The organism is Sphingobacterium kitahiroshimense (assembly GCF_025961315.1).
In the GTDB taxonomy this organism is placed as follows: domain Bacteria; phylum Bacteroidota; class Bacteroidia; order Sphingobacteriales; family Sphingobacteriaceae; genus Sphingobacterium; species Sphingobacterium anhuiense.
The window spans coordinates 4323329-4344646 of the sequence record NZ_JAOQNK010000001.1; the positions used below are offsets into that span (position 1 = coordinate 4323329).

Annotated in this window: 18 protein-coding genes; 12 read left to right on the forward strand and 6 right to left on the reverse strand. The window is 35.1% G+C overall.

Annotated elements, in window-relative coordinates; all coding sequences use genetic code 11:
• Positions 1-157 precede the first annotated feature (157 nt).
• Entirely contained in the window at positions 158-712 is a 555-nt protein-coding gene (locus M2265_RS18855; RefSeq protein WP_132769307.1) for a thioredoxin family protein, read from the forward strand.
• An 18-nt stretch (positions 713-730) separates the two neighbouring features.
• Here M2265_RS18855 and M2265_RS18860 read toward each other — a convergent pair whose 3' ends face one another.
• Positions 731-1621, reverse strand: a complete 891-nt coding sequence (locus M2265_RS18860) for a GLPGLI family protein (protein WP_132769305.1) — start codon at positions 1619-1621, stop codon at positions 731-733.
• On the reverse strand, positions 1614-4286 hold the full coding sequence (locus tag M2265_RS18865) for a TonB-dependent receptor domain-containing protein (protein ID WP_021190149.1): 2673 nt from the start codon (positions 4284-4286) through the stop codon (positions 1614-1616). The genes M2265_RS18860 and M2265_RS18865 overlap by 8 nt, the downstream gene beginning before the upstream one ends.
• A 194-nt stretch (positions 4287-4480) precedes the next feature.
• Here M2265_RS18865 and M2265_RS18870 point away from each other — a divergent pair, with 194 nt between their 5' ends.
• The 3 genes from M2265_RS18870 (at position 4481) to M2265_RS18880 (ending at position 6933) form a co-directional block, all read left to right on the forward strand.
• On the forward strand, positions 4481-4834 hold the full coding sequence (locus tag M2265_RS18870) for an MmcQ/YjbR family DNA-binding protein (protein ID WP_021190148.1): 354 nt from the start codon (positions 4481-4483) through the stop codon (positions 4832-4834).
• A gap of 150 nt (positions 4835-4984) precedes the next feature.
• On the forward strand, positions 4985-6127 hold the full coding sequence (locus tag M2265_RS18875) for a PCMD domain-containing protein (RefSeq protein ID WP_132769303.1): 1143 nt from the start codon (positions 4985-4987) through the stop codon (positions 6125-6127).
• Positions 6128-6156: 29 nt separating this feature from the next.
• Positions 6157-6933 (forward strand): porin family protein, encoded by a 777-nt coding sequence (locus M2265_RS18880; RefSeq protein WP_132769301.1) that lies wholly within the window; start codon positions 6157-6159, stop codon positions 6931-6933.
• A 162-nt stretch (positions 6934-7095) separates the two neighbouring features.
• On the opposite strand, the gene M2265_RS18885 is transcribed toward M2265_RS18880, so the two are convergent.
• On the reverse strand, positions 7096-8058 hold the full coding sequence (locus tag M2265_RS18885) for an isopenicillin N synthase family dioxygenase (RefSeq protein ID WP_045752411.1): 963 nt from the start codon (positions 8056-8058) through the stop codon (positions 7096-7098).
• A gap of 288 nt (positions 8059-8346) precedes the next feature.
• On the opposite strand from M2265_RS18885, the gene M2265_RS18890 reads away from it, so the two are divergent.
• From M2265_RS18890 to M2265_RS18915, 6 genes are all read left to right on the forward strand, one after another.
• On the forward strand, positions 8347-8796 hold the full coding sequence (locus tag M2265_RS18890) for a MarR family winged helix-turn-helix transcriptional regulator (protein ID WP_021187929.1): 450 nt from the start codon (positions 8347-8349) through the stop codon (positions 8794-8796).
• Between the two features lie 37 nt (positions 8797-8833).
• Complete coding sequence (locus M2265_RS18895; RefSeq protein ID WP_132769299.1) at positions 8834-11260, forward strand: 3-hydroxyacyl-CoA dehydrogenase/enoyl-CoA hydratase family protein; 2427 nt, start codon at positions 8834-8836, stop codon at positions 11258-11260.
• Positions 11261-11302: 42 nt separating this feature from the next.
• Positions 11303-11665 carry a four helix bundle protein gene (locus tag M2265_RS18900; RefSeq protein WP_132769297.1) on the forward strand — a complete coding sequence of 121 codons (363 nt, stop codon included), beginning with the start codon at positions 11303-11305 and terminating at the stop codon, positions 11663-11665.
• A gap of 55 nt (positions 11666-11720) precedes the next feature.
• Positions 11721-12896, forward strand: a complete 1176-nt coding sequence (locus M2265_RS18905) for an acetyl-CoA C-acyltransferase (protein ID WP_132769295.1) — start codon at positions 11721-11723, stop codon at positions 12894-12896.
• A gap of 256 nt (positions 12897-13152) precedes the next feature.
• A complete protein-coding gene (locus M2265_RS18910) occupies positions 13153-14931 on the forward strand; it encodes an acyl-CoA dehydrogenase family protein (RefSeq protein WP_132769293.1) in 1779 nt (592 codons plus the stop codon).
• 137 nt (positions 14932-15068) lie between these two features.
• Entirely contained in the window at positions 15069-16325 is a 1257-nt protein-coding gene (locus M2265_RS18915) for a YeiH family protein (protein WP_031286926.1), read from the forward strand.
• 103 nt (positions 16326-16428) lie between these two features.
• On the opposite strand, the gene putP is transcribed toward M2265_RS18915, so the two are convergent.
• Positions 16429-17922, reverse strand: coding sequence for a sodium/proline symporter PutP (gene putP / locus M2265_RS18920; protein ID WP_132769291.1), 1494 nt, complete (start codon positions 17920-17922; stop codon positions 16429-16431).
• Between the two features lie 203 nt (positions 17923-18125).
• Between putP and M2265_RS18925 the strand changes: the two genes are divergently transcribed.
• The gene (locus tag M2265_RS18925; protein ID WP_031286924.1) at positions 18126-18662 is read left to right on the forward strand and encodes an RNA polymerase sigma factor; all 537 of its coding nucleotides are present in this window, start codon (positions 18126-18128) and stop codon (positions 18660-18662) included.
• Entirely contained in the window at positions 18622-19362 is a 741-nt protein-coding gene (locus M2265_RS18930) for a hypothetical protein (protein ID WP_206368539.1), read from the forward strand. Before M2265_RS18925 ends, M2265_RS18930 begins: the two co-directional genes overlap by 41 nt.
• A 6-nt stretch (positions 19363-19368) precedes the next feature.
• On the opposite strand, the gene M2265_RS18935 is transcribed toward M2265_RS18930, so the two are convergent.
• Positions 19369-20592 carry a carboxypeptidase-like regulatory domain-containing protein gene (locus M2265_RS18935; RefSeq protein WP_132769289.1) on the reverse strand — a complete coding sequence of 408 codons (1224 nt, stop codon included), beginning with the start codon at positions 20590-20592 and terminating at the stop codon, positions 19369-19371.
• A gap of 144 nt (positions 20593-20736) precedes the next feature.
• Positions 20737-21303: a nitroreductase gene (locus tag M2265_RS18940; protein ID WP_132769287.1), complete on the reverse strand. Its 567-nt coding sequence runs from the start codon at positions 21301-21303 to the stop codon at positions 20737-20739.
• Between the last annotated feature and the right edge of the window lie 15 nt (positions 21304-21318).

Below are 21318 nucleotides of genomic sequence, written 5' to 3' on the forward strand. Positions count from 1 at the left end.
TTGTGCCAATCATTTTGTTTTCATGAAAATGAATAAAATTGACAAGTAAACGTCAGAATTGGTGACAAACTGTCATTTTTATGTTTCTTTATTTCGTCTGAATTGTGCAAATGGCAAAATTTTGTCATATTGTATCCCAAAATATAAAAGCTAATATATGCAGTTCGAAGAATACGTATCCTATTTTAAAGCTATCGTAGAAAATCCCGAGAATTATGAAGGTTATCAAGACGAAGAAATCTTTAATTACACCAAATTAAATTGGTCGAGGATGAATCGCTGGTTGAAAAAATTTGAACCCAATGCTGAAACAGCTTCATTTATGAACGGGATTGCAACCAAGCAACATTGGATCTTAATAACAGAACCATGGTGCGGTGATGCCGCTCATTCTGTCCCCATGATTTACCAGATGGTGAAGAGTAATCCATTGCTTGTTGTGGATATACAGTTACGTGATTCGGAACCTTATACAATTAACCAATATTTGACCAATGGCGGAAAGTCTATTCCTAAATTAGTGATTCGTAATGAGCAAGGTGATGACTTGGCTGTATGGGGACCGCGCCCTCAGGGCTGTACAGATCTATTTGTTATGATGAAAGGTAAAGGAGCTGAATTTAATGACATTAAAGAAGAGATTCAAAAATGGTATAATCAAGATAAAGGAGTTGCCATACAGGAGGAATTAGTTGACATACTTAGTCGATAACTGATTAGAGCAGATTCTTTAATAAAGAATCTGCTCTAATATTTGTCTTCTTTGTTGTGCATCACTGTTACCTCTTCCCCTAAACATACTGCCTGAAAGCAATTTAAAAAATTCGTTGGATGACATCTCTTTTGCTTTTTTATCTTTCCACGAACTTGAAACCTGATCAGTGGTGAATTTTACCTCAGTCGCCCAATAATTGATATGCATTTCAGGAATAACAAGTCCCAAGATCATTCCCGGCAATCCTCCTGTTAATACCGGCCCTCCTGAAACAGGAATCTCTTCTGTATAAAAAGCGATTAGATAAAGTGAATCTTTCGTCGCCCCATTTACACGTCTACATTCATACCCTGAAATTGTTCTAAACTCATCTGTGAATCGCCATGTAACATCCTGAAGACTATCTTTTATAATAATTTTTTCGTCAATTTGAAGCTGTACTTCAGAAAGCTTAGCTTTAAGGTTCTGAAAATAAGTTTTATCGCCCATTCTGTTGTTTCCTCTGCCCATGCCACGCATACCGCCACCTCCATTTGTGCCTGTTCGTTGATTGGCTCCTGCATTCCCTCGTCCTCCTCCTGAACTTCTTCCAACTCTTGTATTTGCTGGTGAGGTATTGGGTTTTGTTGGCGTTTCTTCTGCATTGGACTCCATCAATGTCTGGTTCTCATCAAACTTCAGAACAAAATTGGATGTAGAACTTTCTGGCATTTCATCGATGTTTCCCATGTACATCATACCTCTATTACCGTTTCCACCATGCTTAGCCATCAATTCTCGCATTCTCGCTTTCGTATACACCACTTTTTCAAAATTGATGGTTCCCTTTGTTGCAAAGTAAGCATGTTGCGCAAATGCATCTGTGCCAAATAGCAAAAGAATGAAACCTATTAATAATTTAGTCATTTTTCTTTCCTAATTTTTTGTTAAAATCCCATTTCAATCCAAGCATGAAATATTGAGTAAGCATCTGTTGTTGTGATTCCGAAAATTTACTGCTGTCAAATGAGCGATTGGTAGTATTGAATGTTTTAAAAATATCAAATGCTTTTAAGCTTAATTGTAGGTTATTGCTCATCAATTTCTTATTTAATTCCATATTCATATAAAATTGATTGATAGCTTTAGTGTATACTTTGTTCTTACCCGTATATCCGTAATTAATAACCTGCACCAGATCAAATTTAAAGGGTAGGAAGTATTTGATATCCGTATTGATATTTGCTCTCAGACTATTACTGTTTAAATCAGGTTGTAAAAGAGTCTCCACACGATCAACACCTATATTCGTAAAGAAGTTGAAGTCAATAACCTTAGAATTTTGTTTATTTAATCCAAAACCTGCACTTGCATTGTAGTTCTTGGAATTGTTCAATACACCATTCAGAAAGTCGTAACTATTTCCATAACTTAAATTCGCATTTGGATTGAACTGAAGTAAATTATTAAATAAAGGTTTACTATAACCAGAGTATACTCTAGCGGACCAGTTTATTTTATCTCGTATGTTTTCATAATTACTGGTTGTCACCCCTTCAGAATCAAGGATTCTCTTATTTGCAATCGGATTATGTGTTGTTGTAATACCCGCATTGATATTGAAGCTCGAACTTCTTAAAATGCTAAAGGTATTAAAATTTAAATTATAAGAGTTTTCAGTTGATTTCTTTAAATCGGGGTTTCCTAATTGTACAAATAATGGATTTGTCTGTGGTTGTAAGGCTATCAATTGTCCGAACGTCGGAATTCTGTTCGATGTACCGTAGCTAAGCATCAAATTTTTGTTTAAAGACAATTTGTAATTAACATTCATATTCAGGTTATTATCCCAAAAGTTGCGATTGAGATTAATATCACGATAGGTGTCAATTAATTTTTGATTCCTATAGCTCATCGTATTTGATAGGTTAATATTGAGTTTGTCTTTAATGTTGTAGTTTAACTGAATATTTGCACCCTGATTGAAATTTTTGTTTTCTTCATTTTTAGAATATAATGAATCTAACAACGTATATTCACCCAGTCCATTGGCATTTAATGATCTATTTAGACTTTTTGAAACGCTACTGTTCATCGTATATCCTACAGTTAGGTACAAGTCTTGAAGTAATTTCTCATTTAAATTTAGAGAAGCACCGATTCGATTGTTCTTCGCTTCGTTTACACGTTTTTGATCTATAGTATCAGCTCTGTTAAGCGCGTTGTTTTTATAATAGTTTGTAATCGATTTTGTTTGACCAATAGATTCACTTTGTGATAATTGCGTATTAAACTGAACATTAATAGACCGTCCATTATTGTTTAATCTTCTTCTATAATTAATACGGAAATCGGCATTATCATTATTTCCCTTTGAGCTGTTATTTTCATCAAAAGTGTTCGTTAGTGTAGTGTCATTAATGGTGATCCTACGGTTCGACGTACTTTTAGTATAGGTGTCTGATTTGCCTGCATTCAATTGAACGTCTAGATTTTGGATAGAATCGATTTTGAATCGTACCTGTGTTCTGACATTGTTATTTTTTGTATCGTTATCGGAGCTGTTACTTCCTATTGTTTCTTGTGTTTTGTCTTCAAATAATTCCTTAACGTTAGAAGTTCGTTCATTAGTAGCGCTGTTGTTGTTGAAATTATAACTGGAATTTAATGATAATCTTTTCTTTAGAAATACATTATCATAATTTACGCCAATATTTTTATATTCAGGTTTACCTTGAATGCTGGCATTGGAACGGATCCTTGAATCATTTCCCCCTCCCATATTGTTCCAGTTTCCGGTTAGTCCTATACGTTCAGAACGATTGAATTTAGCGGCAAATAAACCCGCGTCAAATAAATGTTTAGTACCAATTGTAGCATTCGCATTTCCGAAAATACCTTTTCTAGCTTCTTCTTTAAGCACCACATTAACCGTTTTGATACGTACGCCGTCATCCACTCCCGTTAATTCAGCTTCATCAGATTTTTTCTCGTATACCTGTACTTTGTCAATAGCATCTGCTCTAACATTGCGAATCGCAATTTTAGGATCATAACCAAAAAATTCTTCACCATCTATCAATACCTTTGAAACTGTTTTCCCCTGAGCAGTAATAGTTCCGTCCGAAGATACAGTCATACCGGGTAACCTTCGGAGAAGGTCTTCCAATTTTGCATTTTTTTCAGTTTCAAAACTACCGGCATTATATTCTATTGTGTCACCTTTAATTTTTATTGGTAGTTTTTGCGTAATAACAACCTCTTCAAGAACATTGGCTCGTGAACTTATCTTAATATCATGTAAATCAATCTTGCTATCTTCTACATTTATAATGTCACTGTATAGTTCAAATTTTGGATAAGTCACAAGTACGCGATAAGCACCTTTTTCTGGGGGTTGAATATTGAAACTACCTTCCTCGTTTGTGCGTGTAAATACTTTCAAAATAGAATCTTGTGCCGTAAGTAAGATTACTGAAGCATTGAAAAGGGGCTTGTTTTCGCCTCGATCTATAACCTTACCCTTAATAGAAGTTTGTGCGTAACTTAATGATGTGCAAAAAAATAATAGGAGGAAAAATATCCTGTTCATAATGCTATTTAGGTGAAGTTATGTGTCAAATATAGAATATTAACCGGTTCTTAATATTTGTGTAATCAGAATGTTATAAAAACAGAGCATTATTTACAATAATTAACATTTTTTGTTTTTTTATAATCTTTATCAGCAGGCTGTACATTGGGTAAAATAATAATTATTTCTTAACTTTCAGAAAAAATCCAAACATGAATATCGAAGAATTACGCGATTATTGCATAGCAAAAAATGCAGTAACAGAAGAACTTCCATTTGGTCCTGATACACTGGTTTTTAAAGTTGCTTCTAAAGTTTTTCTATTAGTTGGGTTAGATCAATTGGAGGGACTATCTTTTAATGTTAAGTGTGATCCAGAGTATGCTATTAGTTTGAGACAGGAATTTCTGCAGACAGTTTTTCCAGGTTATCATATGAATAAGAAACATTGGAATACAGTTCATGCAAATCGTGAATTAACAGACCAAAAGTTATTGGAATTAATTGATCATAGTTATGATCTTGTGTTTGCATCATTGCCTAAAAAAATAAAAGAAAATCTTTAATAACAGTTGAATTTCCTTTAATTGTCAAGTTTTAGAGACAAAGGTCTTTTTTCTCCACGAAATTTAAGTTGTTACCCCAACAATCTTAACTTTGCGCCACGTTAATAATTCTCACAATTAACGATATTTTACATTAAATATTAATTTATTATGGAACAAAAACGAATTCTATCGTTTATGATTTGTATTATGCTGTTTTTTGGATTAAATGGCTGTATTAAAGAAGAGGCATTGAATACAGAAGCTGATATTGAACAGGCGAGTATTCTGAATGGAGATTTAGCACTTAGTACAGCACCTTCTATAGGTAATAATACGATTATTTTTAAACTAAAACGCTTTTCTGGTAGTTACGTACATACGCCTGAGTTTGTGTTGACACCAGGAGCGACTATCTTGCCAAAAAGTGGTACCGAACTTGATTTTTCACAACCTCAAAAATATACGGTAACTTCTCAAGATGGTGCATGGTCAAAGACTTATACAGTCTCATTTGTAGTTGACGAAGGCGCTAATTTTTATGGTGCATTTGAAAATGCACAAGTTGTTGATACAGATAATCCTGTAGGTCATTACCATCAGTTTTTTGAATTAACAGCAGGCGGTCAGAAAAATATTATTTGGGAAACAGCAAATGAGGGATATAATATTCTTGCTGGTACATTAGTGGGAGAGGATAAAGATTTAATACCATCTTTCTATCCAACTTCGCAAGTAACAGACGGTTATCTTGGTAATGCTGCTAAATTAATGACGAAAGATACCGGTCCATTAGGCGGGATGTTCGGTTCGCCATTGGCTGCGGGTAATCTGTTTGTTGGGGAGTTCAGGCTTACTTTTCCTACTGTTAATTCTACTCGATTTGGTATCTCGTACAACAATGATACTGCTCCGGTAGCATTAAAAGGTTTCTTTAAATATAAAGCCGGTGAAAAATTTGTAGATAATACAAAACCATCACAGCTCACTAAAGATACGTGGGATGGATATGCAATTTTATTTGAAAAATCAGCTGATTTAAATAAAAATTTCTTAACAGGTACACATGCCTTTAAAGATTCTCGGATCGTTAGTGTTGCTAGAATTGGAACAAAAGAACAAATTGAAACTGATAAATGGACAGCATTTAATGTTCCTTTTTCTTTTGTGAATGGTAAATCTTTTGATCCAGCTAAAGAATATATGTATACCATAGTATTGAGTTCAAGTAAAGAAGGAGATATTTTTAATGGTGCTGTAGGAAGTACTTTATTTATTGATGAGGTAGAGCTTGTTACAGGTCAAAAAAAATAATGATGAATATAAATAATAAAACTATTGTAATGAACAGAATACTATATGTTGTAGCTATTTGTTTAATAGTTACCCAATATGCCCAGGCGCAAGACAGTACAGTTAACAGTAACACAAATTTTTTTAATACAAATATTGATTACGCAGTGCAAGCGCAATTTAGTATAGGGGGCAGTAGTCCATTAGGTATGCCTCGTGAAATAAGAAAGATTGAAAGTTTTAATCCCGGGTTTAGTTTTGGTTTAGAAGCAAACGCTACTAAATGGATACATGAAAATGGAAAATGGGGAGTGCGATTAGGGCTTCGTTTTGAAGAAAAAGGAATGAAGACCAATGCCCGCGTCAAGAACTATCTAACAGAAGTGGTTAAGGATAATTCAAAAGTTAGAGGTTACTATACAGGAAAAGTACAGACAAATGTGAGTAATACATATTTTACTATACCTGTTTTGGCTGTTTATAAACTTTCGGATAAATGGAATTTATATGGAGGTCTCTATTTTTCAAGATTGATTGACAATACATTTGATGGATATGTATCGGATGGCTATTTAAGGCAAAATACACCAACAGGAACAAAAATATCGTTTGAAGACGGAAGTCAAGCTGCATATGATTTCTCGGACAATGTTCGGAAATTTCAATGGGGTACTCAACTTGGAGCAGAATGGAAAATGAATAAACATTTTAAATTATTGACAGACCTTACATATGGCTTCAATAATATTTTAGAAAAAGATTTCAATTCTATCGATTTCAGTATGCATAATATTTACCTCAACGTAGGTTTTGGTTATTCTTTTTAAACAGATTAATATGGATTTCCTGATTGATCATTGTCAAAAGGGAAATCAAGATTTTAATGATGTTAAAAATTAAAAATGGCCTGTTAAATTTTTAACAGGCCATTTTTGTTTTCTAATAAACAGTTTGTTTGAAAGGTTGGTCTTCTTTTTTATAAAAAATACTTACATCTTCAAACCGATCTCTCTCAAACGTTCATCTAAATATTCACCTGCAGTATAATCAGGATAAGCTTTTGGATAGGTTTCGCTAATGCAAGAATCTAAACAAGCTAAGCTCATTGATGCTTTAGGGTGTAAGAAGAAAGGAATAGAAAAACGAGAATTACCCATTAATTCACGCGGTGGATTAACGACACGGTGTGTAGTTGATTTTAATTTATTATTTGTTAAGCGCTGCAACATGTCACCAACATTGATAACGATATCTTCACCTTTAGCTTTAATAGGAAACCATTCACCGTCTTTTGTCATAACCTCAAGACCGTCAGCACTCGCTCCAATTAATAAAGTAATCAAATTGATATCTTCGTGTGCTCCGGCGCGAACAGCATCAGGTGCTAATTCATCAGGATTTTGGATCGGAAAGTAATGGATTGCACGTAAAATAGAGTTACCGTTGATAACGAATTTTTCGAAATAATCTTCTTCTAGCTCCAAATAAGTTGCAATTGCTTTTAATAATTCACGACCAGTATCTTCTAGTTTTTTATATACTTCGGCGGTGATTTCACTGAATCGGGGTAATTCGGCAACTTCAGGATTATCAGGAAAATCAGTTTTACTATATTCTTCACCAACGATTGTTTGTCCTCTTTGCCAAAATTCTTTCAAATCTGGAGTTGTGGAATCTTTTGCTTTTTCGCGACCTTTTGTTGTATACCCTCTTTGTCCGGCAAGTTCAGGAAACTCATATTTCAATTTTGTTTCTGTCGGTAATGAGAAGAATGCGGGTACGATTTGATACAATTCGTCTATTAGTTCTTTTGATAGACCATGATTAGCAATAGTAACGAAACCAGTTTCGTTAAAAGCTTTTCCAATGTCTTGGATAAATTGACCGCGCTGTTCTGAATTCCCCTCAGTAAAGTTTAACAAGTCAAGTCTCGGTATATTAACTAAAGCCATACGTTTATGTTTGTTTTTACAAAGGTAACCGATTTAATTTTGAATATAAAAACACAAATGTGAATAACTGTAGGGGTGTTTTGCTTAAGTTGTTGGTTTGTAGTTGTTAAAAGTTTTCCACATTTTGATAATATGGCATATTGTTGATTATAATCGGTATTTTAATACCTTAGTAAGGGACTATTCATTTCCGTCAAATATTTATTAAAAATTTAATATTAACTATTTGAAATCCAAAAAAAATAAATTAGATTTGTTATGCTTGCATAGTAAATAATAAAGCAAATTATGAGTCAAAATAAAACAATTGATTATTTTTTAAAAACAGGTTGGCAGACTATCGCTAATAAGTATAACCAGATTGCGACGCAGTATGGTTTTACTCAGGCTGCTGGTTATATTTTAATTAATATCCATAAAGAGGGGACCCCCGTGTCACAGATCGCCAATTTAACAGGTGTGAAAACAACTAGTTTGTCTCGGGTGTTAAATAATTTAGAGAAGTTGGGATTTATTTATAGAGAAGCGAGTGCATCTGATAAGCGGTCGGTTAAAGTGTATTTAACAGAGCTGGGTAAAGAAAAAAGAGAAATGGCAAAAAACGTCGTTCGTAATTTTAATCATTATCTCGAGGAAAATTTATCAGAGAAAGAGCGTAATCAATTGATGAAATCTTTAGCCAAATTAAATGAATTGGCGACTTCATATCAAGAAGAAAATAGTACCATCGATCAATAATAAGCTTAGCAATTATTGATAATAAACAATTAGATAAATGAGTAGAAACATTAGAAAAGTAGCAGTATTAGGTTCTGGAGTAATGGGCTCTAGGATCGCTTGCCATTTTGCTAACATCGGTATGGAAGTATTACTTTTGGACATCGTTCCAAAAGAGCTATTGCCAGCTGAAACAGCAAAAGGACTTACTTTGGATAGTAAGTTCGTTCGCAATCGCATTGTCAACCAGTCTTTAGAAACGGCTGTAAAATCTAATCCATCTCCTATTTATAGTAAATCTTTTGTGAAAAGGATTTCAACAGGAAATTTTGATGATAATATGTCTGATATCGCATCATGCGATTGGATCATTGAAGTTGTCGTTGAACGATTGGATATCAAAAAATCTGTGTTTGAACGCGTTGAACAATACCGAAAACCAGGCACTTTGATTACTTCAAATACTTCGGGTATTCCGATACATCTTATGACGGAAGGTAGATCCGAAGATTTTAAAGATCATTTTTGTGGTACACACTTCTTTAATCCGCCACGTTATTTACAATTGTTGGAAATTATTCCTACCCCCCATACAATAAAAGAAGTTGTTGATTTTCTGTTAGAATTTGGTGACAAGTTTTTAGGTAAAACTGTTGTTTTATGCAAGGATACACCAGCATTTATTGGCAATAGAATCGGTGTTTATTCAATGCTTGCTTTAACCCATCTCGTAGAACCGCTAGGTTTGACTGTGGAAGAAGTTGATAAGTATACCGGTCCAGCGATGGGGCATCCGAAATCGGCAACTTTCCGAACAGCTGATGTTGTTGGTTTAGATACTTTGGTAAACGTTGCTAATGGCCTCGCCCAGAATGCACCCAATGATGAAGCTAAAGGGGTATTTCAATTGCCTTCCTTTATAACTAAAATGGTTGAAAATAAGTGGCTAGGTGAAAAAACCAAAAAAGGATTTTACGAAAAAGTAAAAGATGCTTCTGGAAATTCAGAAATTCAATCTTTAAATCTGAAAACTTTAACATTTGGACCTCAAGGAAAGGTGAAATCTGCTACCCTGGAAGCTACAAAATTGGTGGAAGATATTCGCAAACGAATGAAAGTATATGAACAAGGGAAAGATAAAGCAGGAGAATTGTTCCGTGCCATGCATTATCCTTTGTTTGAATACGTATCTAATCGTGTACCTGAAATTACTGACGATTTTTTCCGTATCGATGATGCGATGCGTGCTGGCTTCGGTTGGGAGATAGGTCCTTTCGAGGTTTGGGATGCTTTAGGTGTTCGAGAGACAATAGAAAAAATTAAGAACGAAGAGAAACGTCTCCCAGGTCAACGTGGTGAAGTTTCACAATGGGTTCATGATATGTTAGACGCAGGTTGTGAGTCTTTCTATAAAATCGAAAATGGCGTTCGTCAATATTATGATATTGCATCAAAATCATACAAACCTATTCCAGGAACAGAAGATCTTATTGTTTTAGATCACATCCGTGAAAGCAAAACAATTTGGAAAAATTCCGGAGTTTCCATTATTGATCTTGGAGATGGAATTATCAATTGTGAATTCCATACCAAAATGAATACGATCGGTGGAGATGTAATTCAAGGCGTGAATAAAGCAATTGATTTAGCTGAAAAAGAATATCGTGGATTAGTAATTTCTAACGAAGGAAAAAATTTCTCCGCAGGAGCTAATATAGGTATGATATTCATGATGGCCGCTGAGCAAGACTACGATGAATTAAATATGGCGGTTCGTGCTTTCCAGAATACTTCTATGCGGATTCGCTATTCGTCCATTCCAGTAGTAGTAGCACCATTTCAAATGACATTAGGAGGAGGCTGTGAATTTTCAATGCATGCCGATTTTGTGCAGGCACATGCTGAGACATATATGGGCTTAGTTGAATTTGGAGTTGGTGTAATTCCAGGTGGCGGAGGTACTAAAGAATTTGCTTTACGTGCTTCAGATGAATATAAAGAAGATCAAATTGTTCAAAATACTTTAAAAGATCGTTTTTTGACCATAGGAACAGCAAAAGTGTCAACCTCAGCTATAGAGGCCTATGAGCTTGGATACCTGCAGCAAGGTAAGTATGCGATTACTATGAATAAAGCTCGACTTATTGCTGATGCAAAAGAAAAGGCTTTAGAATTAGCTAATGCAGGTTATATACAGCCCGTTCAAAGGACTGATATTAAGGTATTGGGAAAACAAGGATTAGGAATTGTCTATGTAGGAGCAAGTTCAATGCGTGCTGGAAATTATATCTCTGACCATGATAAAAAGATTTCTGAAAAATTAGGAAATGTTTTATGTGGCGGTGAGTTATCGGCACCAACAGAAGTCTCTGAACAGTATTTATTGGATCTAGAACGTAAAGCTTTTCTTGAGCTATGTGCAGAACGAAAAACTTTGGAACGTATCCAATTTATGTTAACAAAAGGAAAACCGTTAAGAAATTAGAGTATAAATTAGATTAGAGATTTGAGACATTAGATTTGAGATATGCATAATCTGAAAGAATTAAAGATTTGGAGTAAATCAATTGAATTAGCTACAAAAGTATATGAAGTAGTATCTCTTTTTCCTTCAGAAGAAAAATTTGGATTATCATCTCAGATTAAACGATCGGTTATATCGATTGCGTCAAATATAGCAGAAGGAGCAGGTAGAAATTCAGGAAATGAATTTATTCATTTTCTTGGAATTGCAAATGGATCATCTTTCGAATTGCAGACACAAATTATTATAGCACAAAATCTAAAGCTGTTAAAGGTTGAGCAAGCCGAACAGCTGTGTTCTCAAATTATAGAAATTCAAAAAATGATTTTTGGATTTTTGAATAAATTAAAAAATGATAATAAATAATATGTGAATTTTAACGATCTGATATCTTAAATCTCACATCTCATATCTAAAAATTATGGAAGCATACATTGTAGCAGGATATCGTACAGCAGTAGGGAAAGCACCTCGTGGAGGATTTCGTTTTATGCGTGCGGATGATTTGGCCGCTGATGTGATCAAGCATTTGGTGGCATCAGTACCCAACTTAAATAAAGAAGAAATTGACGATGTAATCGTCGGTAATGCGATGCCAGAAGCAGAGCAAGGATTGAATGTAGGACGTTTAATTTCTTTGATGGGCTTGCAAACGGATAAAGTACCAGGAGTCACTGTAAACCGTTACTGTGCCTCTGGGTTGGAGACAATAGCCACAGCTGTAGCAAAAATAAAAGCCGGAATGGCAGATTGTATTATTGCTGGCGGAGTCGAGGTCATGTCAGGAATGCCTTTTGGAGGATGGAAAATTGTTCCAAACCCTGAAGTAGCAAAAGAAAACCCAGATTGGTATTGGGGAATGGGACTTACAGCCGAAGCTGTTGCAAAAGAATACGGCGTATCTCGAGAAGACCAAGATGCATTCTCTTTAAAATCACATCAAAAAGCTGTTGAGGCTATTAAAAATGGTCATTTAAAAGATGGCATTGTTCCGATTACAGTAAAGGAAAACTACTTAAAGGATGGCAAAAAATTAGAAACAAGAGAATATGTCGTTGATACAGACGAAGGACCGAGAGCAGATTCATCGCTTGAGGCGCTTGCGAAGTTGCGTCCAGTTTTTGCAGCTGACGGTGTAGTTACTGCAGGTAACTCATCACAAACTTCAGATGGAGCAGCCTTTGTTTTGATTGTTTCAGAAGAAAAAATGAAGGAATTGAACCTAAAACCGATAGCACGTCTTGTCAGTTATGCCGTGGCAGGTGTTCCGCCACGTATCATGGGGATTGGTCCTATTGTAGCAATACCAAAAGCTTTGAAAATGGCAGGATTAAAAAAAGAAGATATCGATTTATTCGAATTGAATGAAGCTTTTGCATCACAATCTTTAGCCGTTATTCGCGAATTGGGTCTTGATGAAGAAAAAGTTAATGTCAATGGCGGTGCTATTGCTTTAGGCCATCCATTGGGTTGTACTGGAGCCAAATTGACTGTTCAAATATTAAATGAACTGAAGCGTAGAAATAAAAAATACGGCATGGTAACAATGTGTGTCGGAACAGGACAGGGAGCAGCAGGTATTTTTGAATTACTATAGATAGCGCAAATTTTAAAACTTCGACAGGGCATATGAGATGTTCTTTATCGAAATCAAATTGCACATTTTGAGGATGACTTCAGCTTTTCATCCACATGTTTTTCAAATCGGACCATCTAAACTGGTTTTTAATCTTAAAGATCAGTTAGGTGACTTATCGAGATGTATTTGTTTTAAAAAATAGAATAATATTTAACAATAGAAGCAAAGAAATAAGGTTTTAGTCTTTATCCTTTGCACTTTAATCAGAAAAATTATGAGCAACACAATTAAAGGCGGAGAATTTGTAATTAAAGAGACATCTTATACAGATATTTTTATTCCTGAAGAATTTGATGAAGAAGCAAAGATGATTCGTCAGACCTGTATTGACTTTCTAGATACGGAAGTTCTAAACAAATTGGATCGTATTGACTCCCAGGAAGAAGGTTTGATGCCAAGTCTTATGGATAAAGCTGGAGAACTAGGAATGTTGAGTGTGTCCATACCAGAAGAATATGGGGGATTTGGTAAAAACTTCAATACATCCATGTTAGTTGCAGATGCGGTTGGGGGAGGATTCTCCTTTGCTGTGGCATTATCGGCACATACAGGCATAGGTACTTTGCCTATTTTATACTATGGAAACGCAGCTCAAAAAACAAAATACATTCCAAAATTAGCTACTGGGGAATGGAAAGCTTCTTATTGTTTAACAGAACCTAATTCAGGATCAGATGCCAACTCTGGTCGTACTGCAGCAAAATTAAATGCCGCAGGTACACACTATGTCATTAATGGACAGAAGATGTGGATTACAAATGGTGGTTTTGCTGATATCTTTATTGTTTTTGCAAAAATTGATGATGATAAGAATCTTACCGCTTTTATTGTTGAGAAAGATTTTGGAGGAATCAGTATGAACCCAGAAGAGCATAAACTGGGAATCAAAGGATCTTCAACCCGACAGGTATTTTTCAACGATTGTGAAGTTCCTGTTGAAAATATGCTTTCTGAACGTGAAAATGGATTTAAAATAGCGGTTAATATCCTAAACATTGGTCGTATAAAATTAGGCGCTGCTACTATCGGTTCATCACGCATGGTGATTACACAAGCGATTAAATATGCCAATGAGCGCGTGCAGTTCAATTTACCGATTTCCAAATTTGGAGCCATCCGTTACAAATTAGCTGAAATGGCAACGCGATTATTTGCGACCGAATCAGCAGCATATCGTGCCGGTCAGAATATTGATGACACGTACGAATCATTAGTTGCAGGGGGGATGGATGAAGCTAAAGCAAAACTGAAATCTGTAGAACAATATGCTATCGAGTGTGCGATCATTAAAGTATGGTGTTCGGAAATGTTAGATTATGTTGTGGATGAAGGCGTACAGATTTATGGAGGCATGGGATATTCAGCAGAAGCACCAATGGAACGCGCTTATCGAGACTCACGTATCAATCGTATTTTTGAAGGTACTAATGAAGTAAATAGACTGTTGGTCGTAGATATGCTTTTGAAACGTGCCATGAAGGGAGAGATTGATTTGATGGGACCTGCTATTGCAGTTGCATCAGAACTATTAGCTATTCCTGATTTTGGAGAAGAAGATGAAACACCATTTGCAGCAGAAAAGAAAATTATCGCTAATTTGAAAAAGGCAGGCTTATTAATTGCTGGCGCCGCAGTTCAAAAATTGATGATGTCTTTATCTAAGGAGCAGGAGATTTTGATGAATATTGCCGATATCATTGGTTATGTATACATCGCTGAGTCAGCGTTACTTCGTGCGGAGAAATTATATCATACAAAAGGAGTAGAAGCAAGTGCTGATGCAACAGATATGGCTAAAATTTATCTATATTCAACCATTGATAAAGTAAATGTTGCAGGAAAAGAAGCCCTAAATTCTTTTGCTGAAGGTGATGAGTTGAAAATGATGTTAGTGGGTTTACGTCGCTTTACAAAATCAGAACCATTTAATGTGAAAGATGCGCGTCAACGAATTGCTAAGAAGTTGATTGATGCCAATAAATATTGTTTTTAGGTTTTAAAAAGTGATTATAGGTTTAGAAGCCGAGATGAAAACATCTCGGCTTTATTATTTGGTAACTTTTTCGTTTACTAGTTGCCGGCATGGATAATATTTCTAAATTTGGGGTTTCTAAATTAAAACCTGTTTACATGTCATCTTCGAAATCATTCTCCTTAGCTGAGGATTGGGTAGTTGTTATCTTAGGATTAGGAATTGTCTTTTTAGCAATTTTTGGGGTCATTGTTCCTCAACCAAGTTTCAGCTGGAGCAATTTTTCAGAATTAGGAAACCAAGTATTTTCCATTCATAACCTGCAGGCAATAGCGACCCAATTTGGTCTAGTCTTTATTGTCGCCATTATCGGAGCCTCCTTATTAGGTAAGTCGGTTAAAAGCTTATTAATAGTTTTTCCGTCTGTCTATGTGTTAACCATGCTCGCGCTCATCTTTGCTGGAAATTCACTCGTAAAAGACTATAATCTAGAAGCTGTTATTTTCAGTTTGGCGATCGGCTTGGTCATCAGTAATTTTTTCAATCTTCCTGATTGGTTTAAAAGTGCATTAAGTACAGAGTTGTATGTCAAAATTGGATTGATTCTTTTAGGAACAACAGTTATTTTTGGAGATATACTCAAAGCTGGTTCACTGGGACTTATCCAAGCATTAGTAGTGGTCATTTCAGTATGGTATTTTGCTTTTTGGGTTTGTAAAAAATTAAAGATTGATAAAGAAATGGCTTTGATGCTGTCAAGCGCAGTATCTATCTGTGGGGTATCAGCAGCAATTGCAACATCTGGAGCAATTAAAGGAGATAGTAAAAAGTTATCTTACATTATTTCACTTGTATTGATCACGGCAATTCCGATGATGATTTTTATGCCTTATTTGGCGGATAAAATGGGACTGTCTCAAGAAGTAACAGGAGCATGGCTAGGAGGTTCAATAGATACATCGGGTGCTGTAGCCGCTTCAGGTAGTTTAGTTGGAGAAGAAGCCTTAAAAATCAGTACAATTGTAAAATTTTCACAAAATGTATTATTAGGAATTGCAGCATTTGCAATTAGTATTTATTGGAGCTATTCAAAGTCAGTTGATGATGAAACAAAGAAAGAGAAACCAACTTTGAAAATTATTTGGGAAAGATTTCCAAAGTTTGTCCTGGGTTTTATATTTGCATCTTTACTTTTCTCATTTTTTATTTCACCAGAAACAAATGTTGCGGTTAAAGGAAGTTTGAAATTTATTCAGGGACTTTGGTTTACCCTGGCCTTTACCTCAATCGGATTGGAAACTAATTTTAAAGACCTGTTTCAACAGGATAATAAAAAGCCATTGTATGCCTTTTTAATTGCACAAACATTTAATATTATTGTGACCTTAATTATTGCACTCTTGTTATTTCAGTAGACTTAGGAATACAATGATGGATAAGAAAGACCGATAATATATCGTCAATATCAACATTTCAAATAATAAAAAAGGATAACCTAAATCTGGTTATCCTTTTTTATTATTTCAGAATTTTCGTAACCTGATCAAATTCCTCCACAATGACAGGGGCAACAGGTTTGCTGAAAAACGAAACAATAACAATCGTTAAGAAACTCAAAATGAAACCAGGTATGATTTCATACACAGATTTGTAATCGTGAGGAATATACACCCATAAAAGTACAGTAGCACCACCCACCAACATTCCCAATAATCCTGCAGTGGCGGTTGTTTTTTTCCAAAGCAACGACAAGATGATAAGGGGACCAAAGGCAGCGCCAAAACCGGCCCAGGCATTTCCCACAAGATTTAATATGCTGTCTTTAGGGTTTAGGGAGAGCAGTAAGGCAATTATCGCTACAATAAGCACAGAAAGTCGACTTACAAGTAACATACGTTTAGGAGAAGCTGTTTTATTAAAAAAAGCTTTATAAATATCTTCTGTCATTGAGCTAGAGGTCACTAATAATTGAGAAGATATGGTACTCATGACAGCTGCTAAAATTGCGGATAAAAGAAAACCGCCAATTAAGGGATGAAATAATGCTCTCGAAAGATGGATAAAAATAGTTTCTGACAATTCCTTTGATTGATCAAATTGCAACATAGTAGTTTGATCAAACTTATATAAATAAGCTATTCCAAATAATCCCAAAAGTAATGCTCCACCAACAGTAAGAATCATCCAGCTAATGCCGATTCTTTTAGCTTTAGGGATATCTTTAACATCGCCAATAGCCATAAATCGCACTAAAATATGAGGTTGCCCAAAGTAACCTAATCCCCAAGCGAGTAAGGATACGATCGATACCGTGGTGGTACCCTTTAGTAAATCTAAATAATTAGCACCTTTATTATGTATGATATCCAATGTATTACCCAGTCCATCAAGTTGGAAAATCAGTACAATTGGAATGATGACAAGCGCGGTGACCATAATTGTTCCCTGCACAAAATCTGTTAAGCTAACAGCTAAAAATCCACCTAGGAAAGTATAAAGTACAACAACAAAAGTTGTAGCATACAATCCAGTATAGTAATCAATACCAAAAGCCGATTCAAACAATCTTCCACCCGAAACCATACCTGCAGAAGTATATAAAGTGAAAAACACTAAAATGAAAATTGAAGAGACAATTTTTAAGAGCTGGGTTTTATCTTTAAAACGATTCTCAAAAAATACAGGGAGTGTAATTGCATTTTGGGCAACTTCTGTATATACCCGAAGTCGAGGGGCTACAATAACATAATTGAAGTATGCGCCAATAGTCAGACCAATTGCAATCCATGCACTGGATAATCCTGAAAGATACATCGCACCGGGAAGTCCCATGAGTAACCAGCCGCTCATGTCTGCTGCACCTGCCGATAAAGCAGTCACAGCCGCGCCCATCTTACGCCCACCGATCAAAAAATCATCGGAATTACTGTTTGACTTCCTCCAAGAGTAAATTCCAATTCCAATCATTAAGGCCATATATAAGCCAATAGCTATTAATTCATATTCATTCATAAGCATCTATTATTCTTTAAAATGTCATCAAATAATTGATAAAGACTATCAAGTTTTGATTGTACGAAGATACTACAATCAATTTGAAGCGATAGAATTTCAATAACTCGATATAAAAGTGAAACATAATATTAATCTTTGCTTGATTGTTTTATGGAATTATGTATCTTAAAGCATCAATTAAGCAAAGTAATATCCCGAGCATGACAGAAAAGGAATTATTAATACAATATCGAAGTACAGGAGATCTGGATCTTTTGGGTAAATTGTATGCTCCCTATATGTCATTGCTTTATGGTGTATGTTTTAAATATTTGCACGATGCCGAAAAGAGTCAGGATGCCGTCATGCAAATTTTTGAAGAATTGATTCGGAAATTGCGCATCCACGAGGTCGATAATTTTAAAAGCTGGCTTTACACATTTTCTAAAAATTTTTGCCTCATGCAGCTGAGGAAAGAAAAGGGAACGCAGTATGTTGATATTGATGAACAAGTTGCGGTTGGTCATGATTATTTAGATGAATCTGATCCCAAAGAATGGAGCGAAAGTCAATTTGAAAAATTAGAAATGTGCATGTTGACGCTAAAACCTGAGCAGGAGCGTTGTATCAGGTTATTTTATTTAGAGCAAAAGTGTTATAAAGATATCGTAGTCCTTACCGGAATAGAAATGAATAAAGTGAAAAGCTATATTCAAAATGGCAAGCGAAATCTTAAAATTTGTATGGAGAGTAAGTAAAATGGAAAATAATTATCAATTATCCAGAATTCATAACTACATCAGTGGTCTGATGAATAAAGAGGAAATGTTTCAACTAGAGAAAGAAGCATTGGAAGATCCTTTTTTGCAGGATGCAATTGAAGGTTATCGTTTGCAAAAAGGAGTGGATGTACGACAATTGAGTTTGTTGCAACAGCGTTTAAACCGCCGCGTGGAGCAAACGATATCTACCCGTAATGCCCAGTTTTATACTTGGCAACGATTGGCAGTTGGATCAGCAGCAGCAGTCATTTTTGTCGTGCTTATCGCCTTTATTTATTTTAAGAATTTTAATACAAATAAAAGTAGAACGACAGAAGTCGAGCTGAGTTCCCCTGAAAATAAGATTGGGATTGAACCCATCTTAACTGGTGGAGATGCCTCACCGATAGAAGGATGGAATGCATTCGAGCAATATCTGCAAAGAAATGTACAGGTGCGGGATGTAGGAGGTAAAATTATCCTGAATTTTGAAGTTGATAAAAATGGAAAATTAAAAAATGTTAATTTTGAAGACGCACCCAATGAAGTTCTAAAAAAGGAGATATTAAGATTAATAGACAAGGGACCCAAGTGGCATGGAAAAAAAGGTAAATTAATTATTAGCTTTCCTATAGAAAATCCTACCCAAGCTTTCAAGCCGACACATTGTTTTGGAATTGTAGAAAAAAGTAATTAAGAAAGACTATTTATTATTTTCCTGTACAGTATAATCCAAGGGGAGCATATTGCCAACTTTAGAATACCAGGCAAAAAAACCTTCCATTGACCATTGTATAGCAGGCGTATAGTTTCCTTGATAATTTATGACAATGGATGAATCGTCATCTATTTTTAAACGAGATGATTCATCATAAGCATTGTTAGAATTGAAATAATCGAGGTCTATTTTTTGGGTCCTATTTAAGATATGAATGTAATTTTGATGGTGAATTTCCTTTAATTGATTTCCCAAGCTTCCTTTTTCAAGATCAGATTCAGTTAACTGTTTTCCTAAGACGTCATAGAACGCAGGTTGCCGCATGATATTTTGATATTTAGTCACACTATCTTTGATGATTTCTGATTGCAGTATATAAAATGAGTTCCATTTACCTTCATATTTCGTATTGACCAGTGACGTTATTGTTTTCAGTTTTTCCTGGGCATCTTTTCTTTCTAGATTTTCTTTTTTAGTAAGCTCGCGGACTACATAACCATCCTCCTGCCATTTATGTTCATATAAACTTCGTATAAAGCGCATCATGGAAAGCTGGTAGGCCACTCTTCTTTGCGTCAATATACTCTTTGTAATCCGCTTATAATCTTTAAAATAGCTAAAACCTTCAAATTGAATTGTATTTTCAGAAAAGTTTGATCGAAAACTAATGAGATCGTATGAGATCATATAACCCAGTTCTTTATTGTCTATTTGTATTGGTTCGTTCGCTATTACAGTTAATATTTTTGATGATTTATTATATCGGAATCGCAGTATATCTGGATTTAATATTTTCGTTTTTTGGGCAAATTTACTTGTTCCGATAAAGCTTTCCGTAAAATATTTACCCCACTTTGCCCAACCATCTTTTTCAAACGGGATAACACTAACTTCTTCTAAAGTAGTAATCTTACGTGTTAAATAAATCTTTACCTTTTCATAATTATTAGTAGTAATTGTTTCAAATGCGGCCTCATATCCAATATTTGAAATGACCAGTTCTTGATTCTGGATAATTTTTTGGTGCAGTTGGAAACTACCATCCTTTGCAGTACTGGTTGCAGAAGATGAATTATTGATATAAACAGTAGCTCCGTGAATAGGTTGCTTAGTCTCCCTATCCAATACAACACCTTTAATCACGCTTTGGGCGAAACTTGGAGAGAATGTAAAGATTATGTATAATAAGAAGGATATGATTATTTTCATAGGCCAATTTTGGTTTAATTTACGAATATATCGTAGACTGTGAAAATAAATTTTTAAAAATTTGAGATTAAGAAGTTTAATAATAAACTGCAATAAAAAAGGTCGACTATTGGGTCGACCTTTTTTATTAATTAAAGAATATTTTTATTCCTCCCAACGGATTTTGTCCGCAATAGGAGATCGAACAGGTTCTCTAGCTTCTGTTTCATGGTGTCCTAAATAGAACAACCCAATGCACTTTTGATTCTCTTCTAAATTTAAGAAATTGCTTAAGTGATTGATTAATCCTGGAGTAGCCCAATAACCTCCCAATCCTAAAGAATGTGCCGCTAACCACATATTTTCAATCGCACAAGATGTTGCCGCCAGTTCTTCCCACTCAGGAACGTCACCAGTATAATTGACAATTAAAGCTATTGCAACTTTGGATTGCGTAGCCTTTTCACCCATAGTGATTTCTGTTTTTTCAAAGTATTTTTCTGGAGGAGTGACCGCTTTATAAATACGCGAAAGTTCAGTGCCTAGACGTAAAAGACCTTCGCCTTTGAAAATAGTAAAACGCCAAGGTTGCGTTCTTTTATGAGTAGGAGCAGCATTCGCCGCTTCTAAAATCGTTAAGATATCTTCTTTATTAACATCTTGATCCGTAAAATTAGCTTGAAAAACTGATCTTCGGCTCTGTATTGCTTTTAAAACTTCGTTAGATTGCATATATGTTATTTCCTT

Coding starts and splice junctions, on each gene's coding strand:
- M2265_RS18935 (WP_132769289.1), bottom strand. CDS start 20,592: ATGAAAATAATCATATCCTTCTTATTATACATAATCTTTACATTCTCT.
- M2265_RS18900 (WP_132769297.1), top strand. CDS start 11,303: ATGCATAATCTGAAAGAATTAAAGATTTGGAGTAAATCAATTGAATTA.
- putP (WP_132769291.1), bottom strand. CDS start 17,922: ATGAATGAATATGAATTAATAGCTATTGGCTTATATATGGCCTTAATG.
- M2265_RS18940 (WP_132769287.1), bottom strand. CDS start 21,303: ATGCAATCTAACGAAGTTTTAAAAGCAATACAGAGCCGAAGATCAGTT.
- M2265_RS18865 (WP_021190149.1), bottom strand. CDS start 4,286: ATGAACAGGATATTTTTCCTCCTATTATTTTTTTGCACATCATTAAGT.
- M2265_RS18855 (WP_132769307.1), top strand. CDS start 158: ATGCAGTTCGAAGAATACGTATCCTATTTTAAAGCTATCGTAGAAAAT.
- M2265_RS18895 (WP_132769299.1), top strand. CDS start 8,834: ATGAGTAGAAACATTAGAAAAGTAGCAGTATTAGGTTCTGGAGTAATG.
- M2265_RS18870 (WP_021190148.1), top strand. CDS start 4,481: ATGAATATCGAAGAATTACGCGATTATTGCATAGCAAAAAATGCAGTA.
- M2265_RS18890 (WP_021187929.1), top strand. CDS start 8,347: ATGAGTCAAAATAAAACAATTGATTATTTTTTAAAAACAGGTTGGCAG.
- M2265_RS18885 (WP_045752411.1), bottom strand. CDS start 8,058: ATGGCTTTAGTTAATATACCGAGACTTGACTTGTTAAACTTTACTGAG.
- M2265_RS18910 (WP_132769293.1), top strand. CDS start 13,153: ATGAGCAACACAATTAAAGGCGGAGAATTTGTAATTAAAGAGACATCT.
- M2265_RS18930 (WP_206368539.1), top strand. CDS start 18,622: ATGGCAAGCGAAATCTTAAAATTTGTATGGAGAGTAAGTAAAATGGAA.
- M2265_RS18915 (WP_031286926.1), top strand. CDS start 15,069: ATGTCATCTTCGAAATCATTCTCCTTAGCTGAGGATTGGGTAGTTGTT.
- M2265_RS18905 (WP_132769295.1), top strand. CDS start 11,721: ATGGAAGCATACATTGTAGCAGGATATCGTACAGCAGTAGGGAAAGCA.
- M2265_RS18880 (WP_132769301.1), top strand. CDS start 6,157: ATGAACAGAATACTATATGTTGTAGCTATTTGTTTAATAGTTACCCAA.
- M2265_RS18860 (WP_132769305.1), bottom strand. CDS start 1,621: ATGACTAAATTATTAATAGGTTTCATTCTTTTGCTATTTGGCACAGAT.
- M2265_RS18925 (WP_031286924.1), top strand. CDS start 18,126: ATGACAGAAAAGGAATTATTAATACAATATCGAAGTACAGGAGATCTG.
- M2265_RS18875 (WP_132769303.1), top strand. CDS start 4,985: ATGGAACAAAAACGAATTCTATCGTTTATGATTTGTATTATGCTGTTT.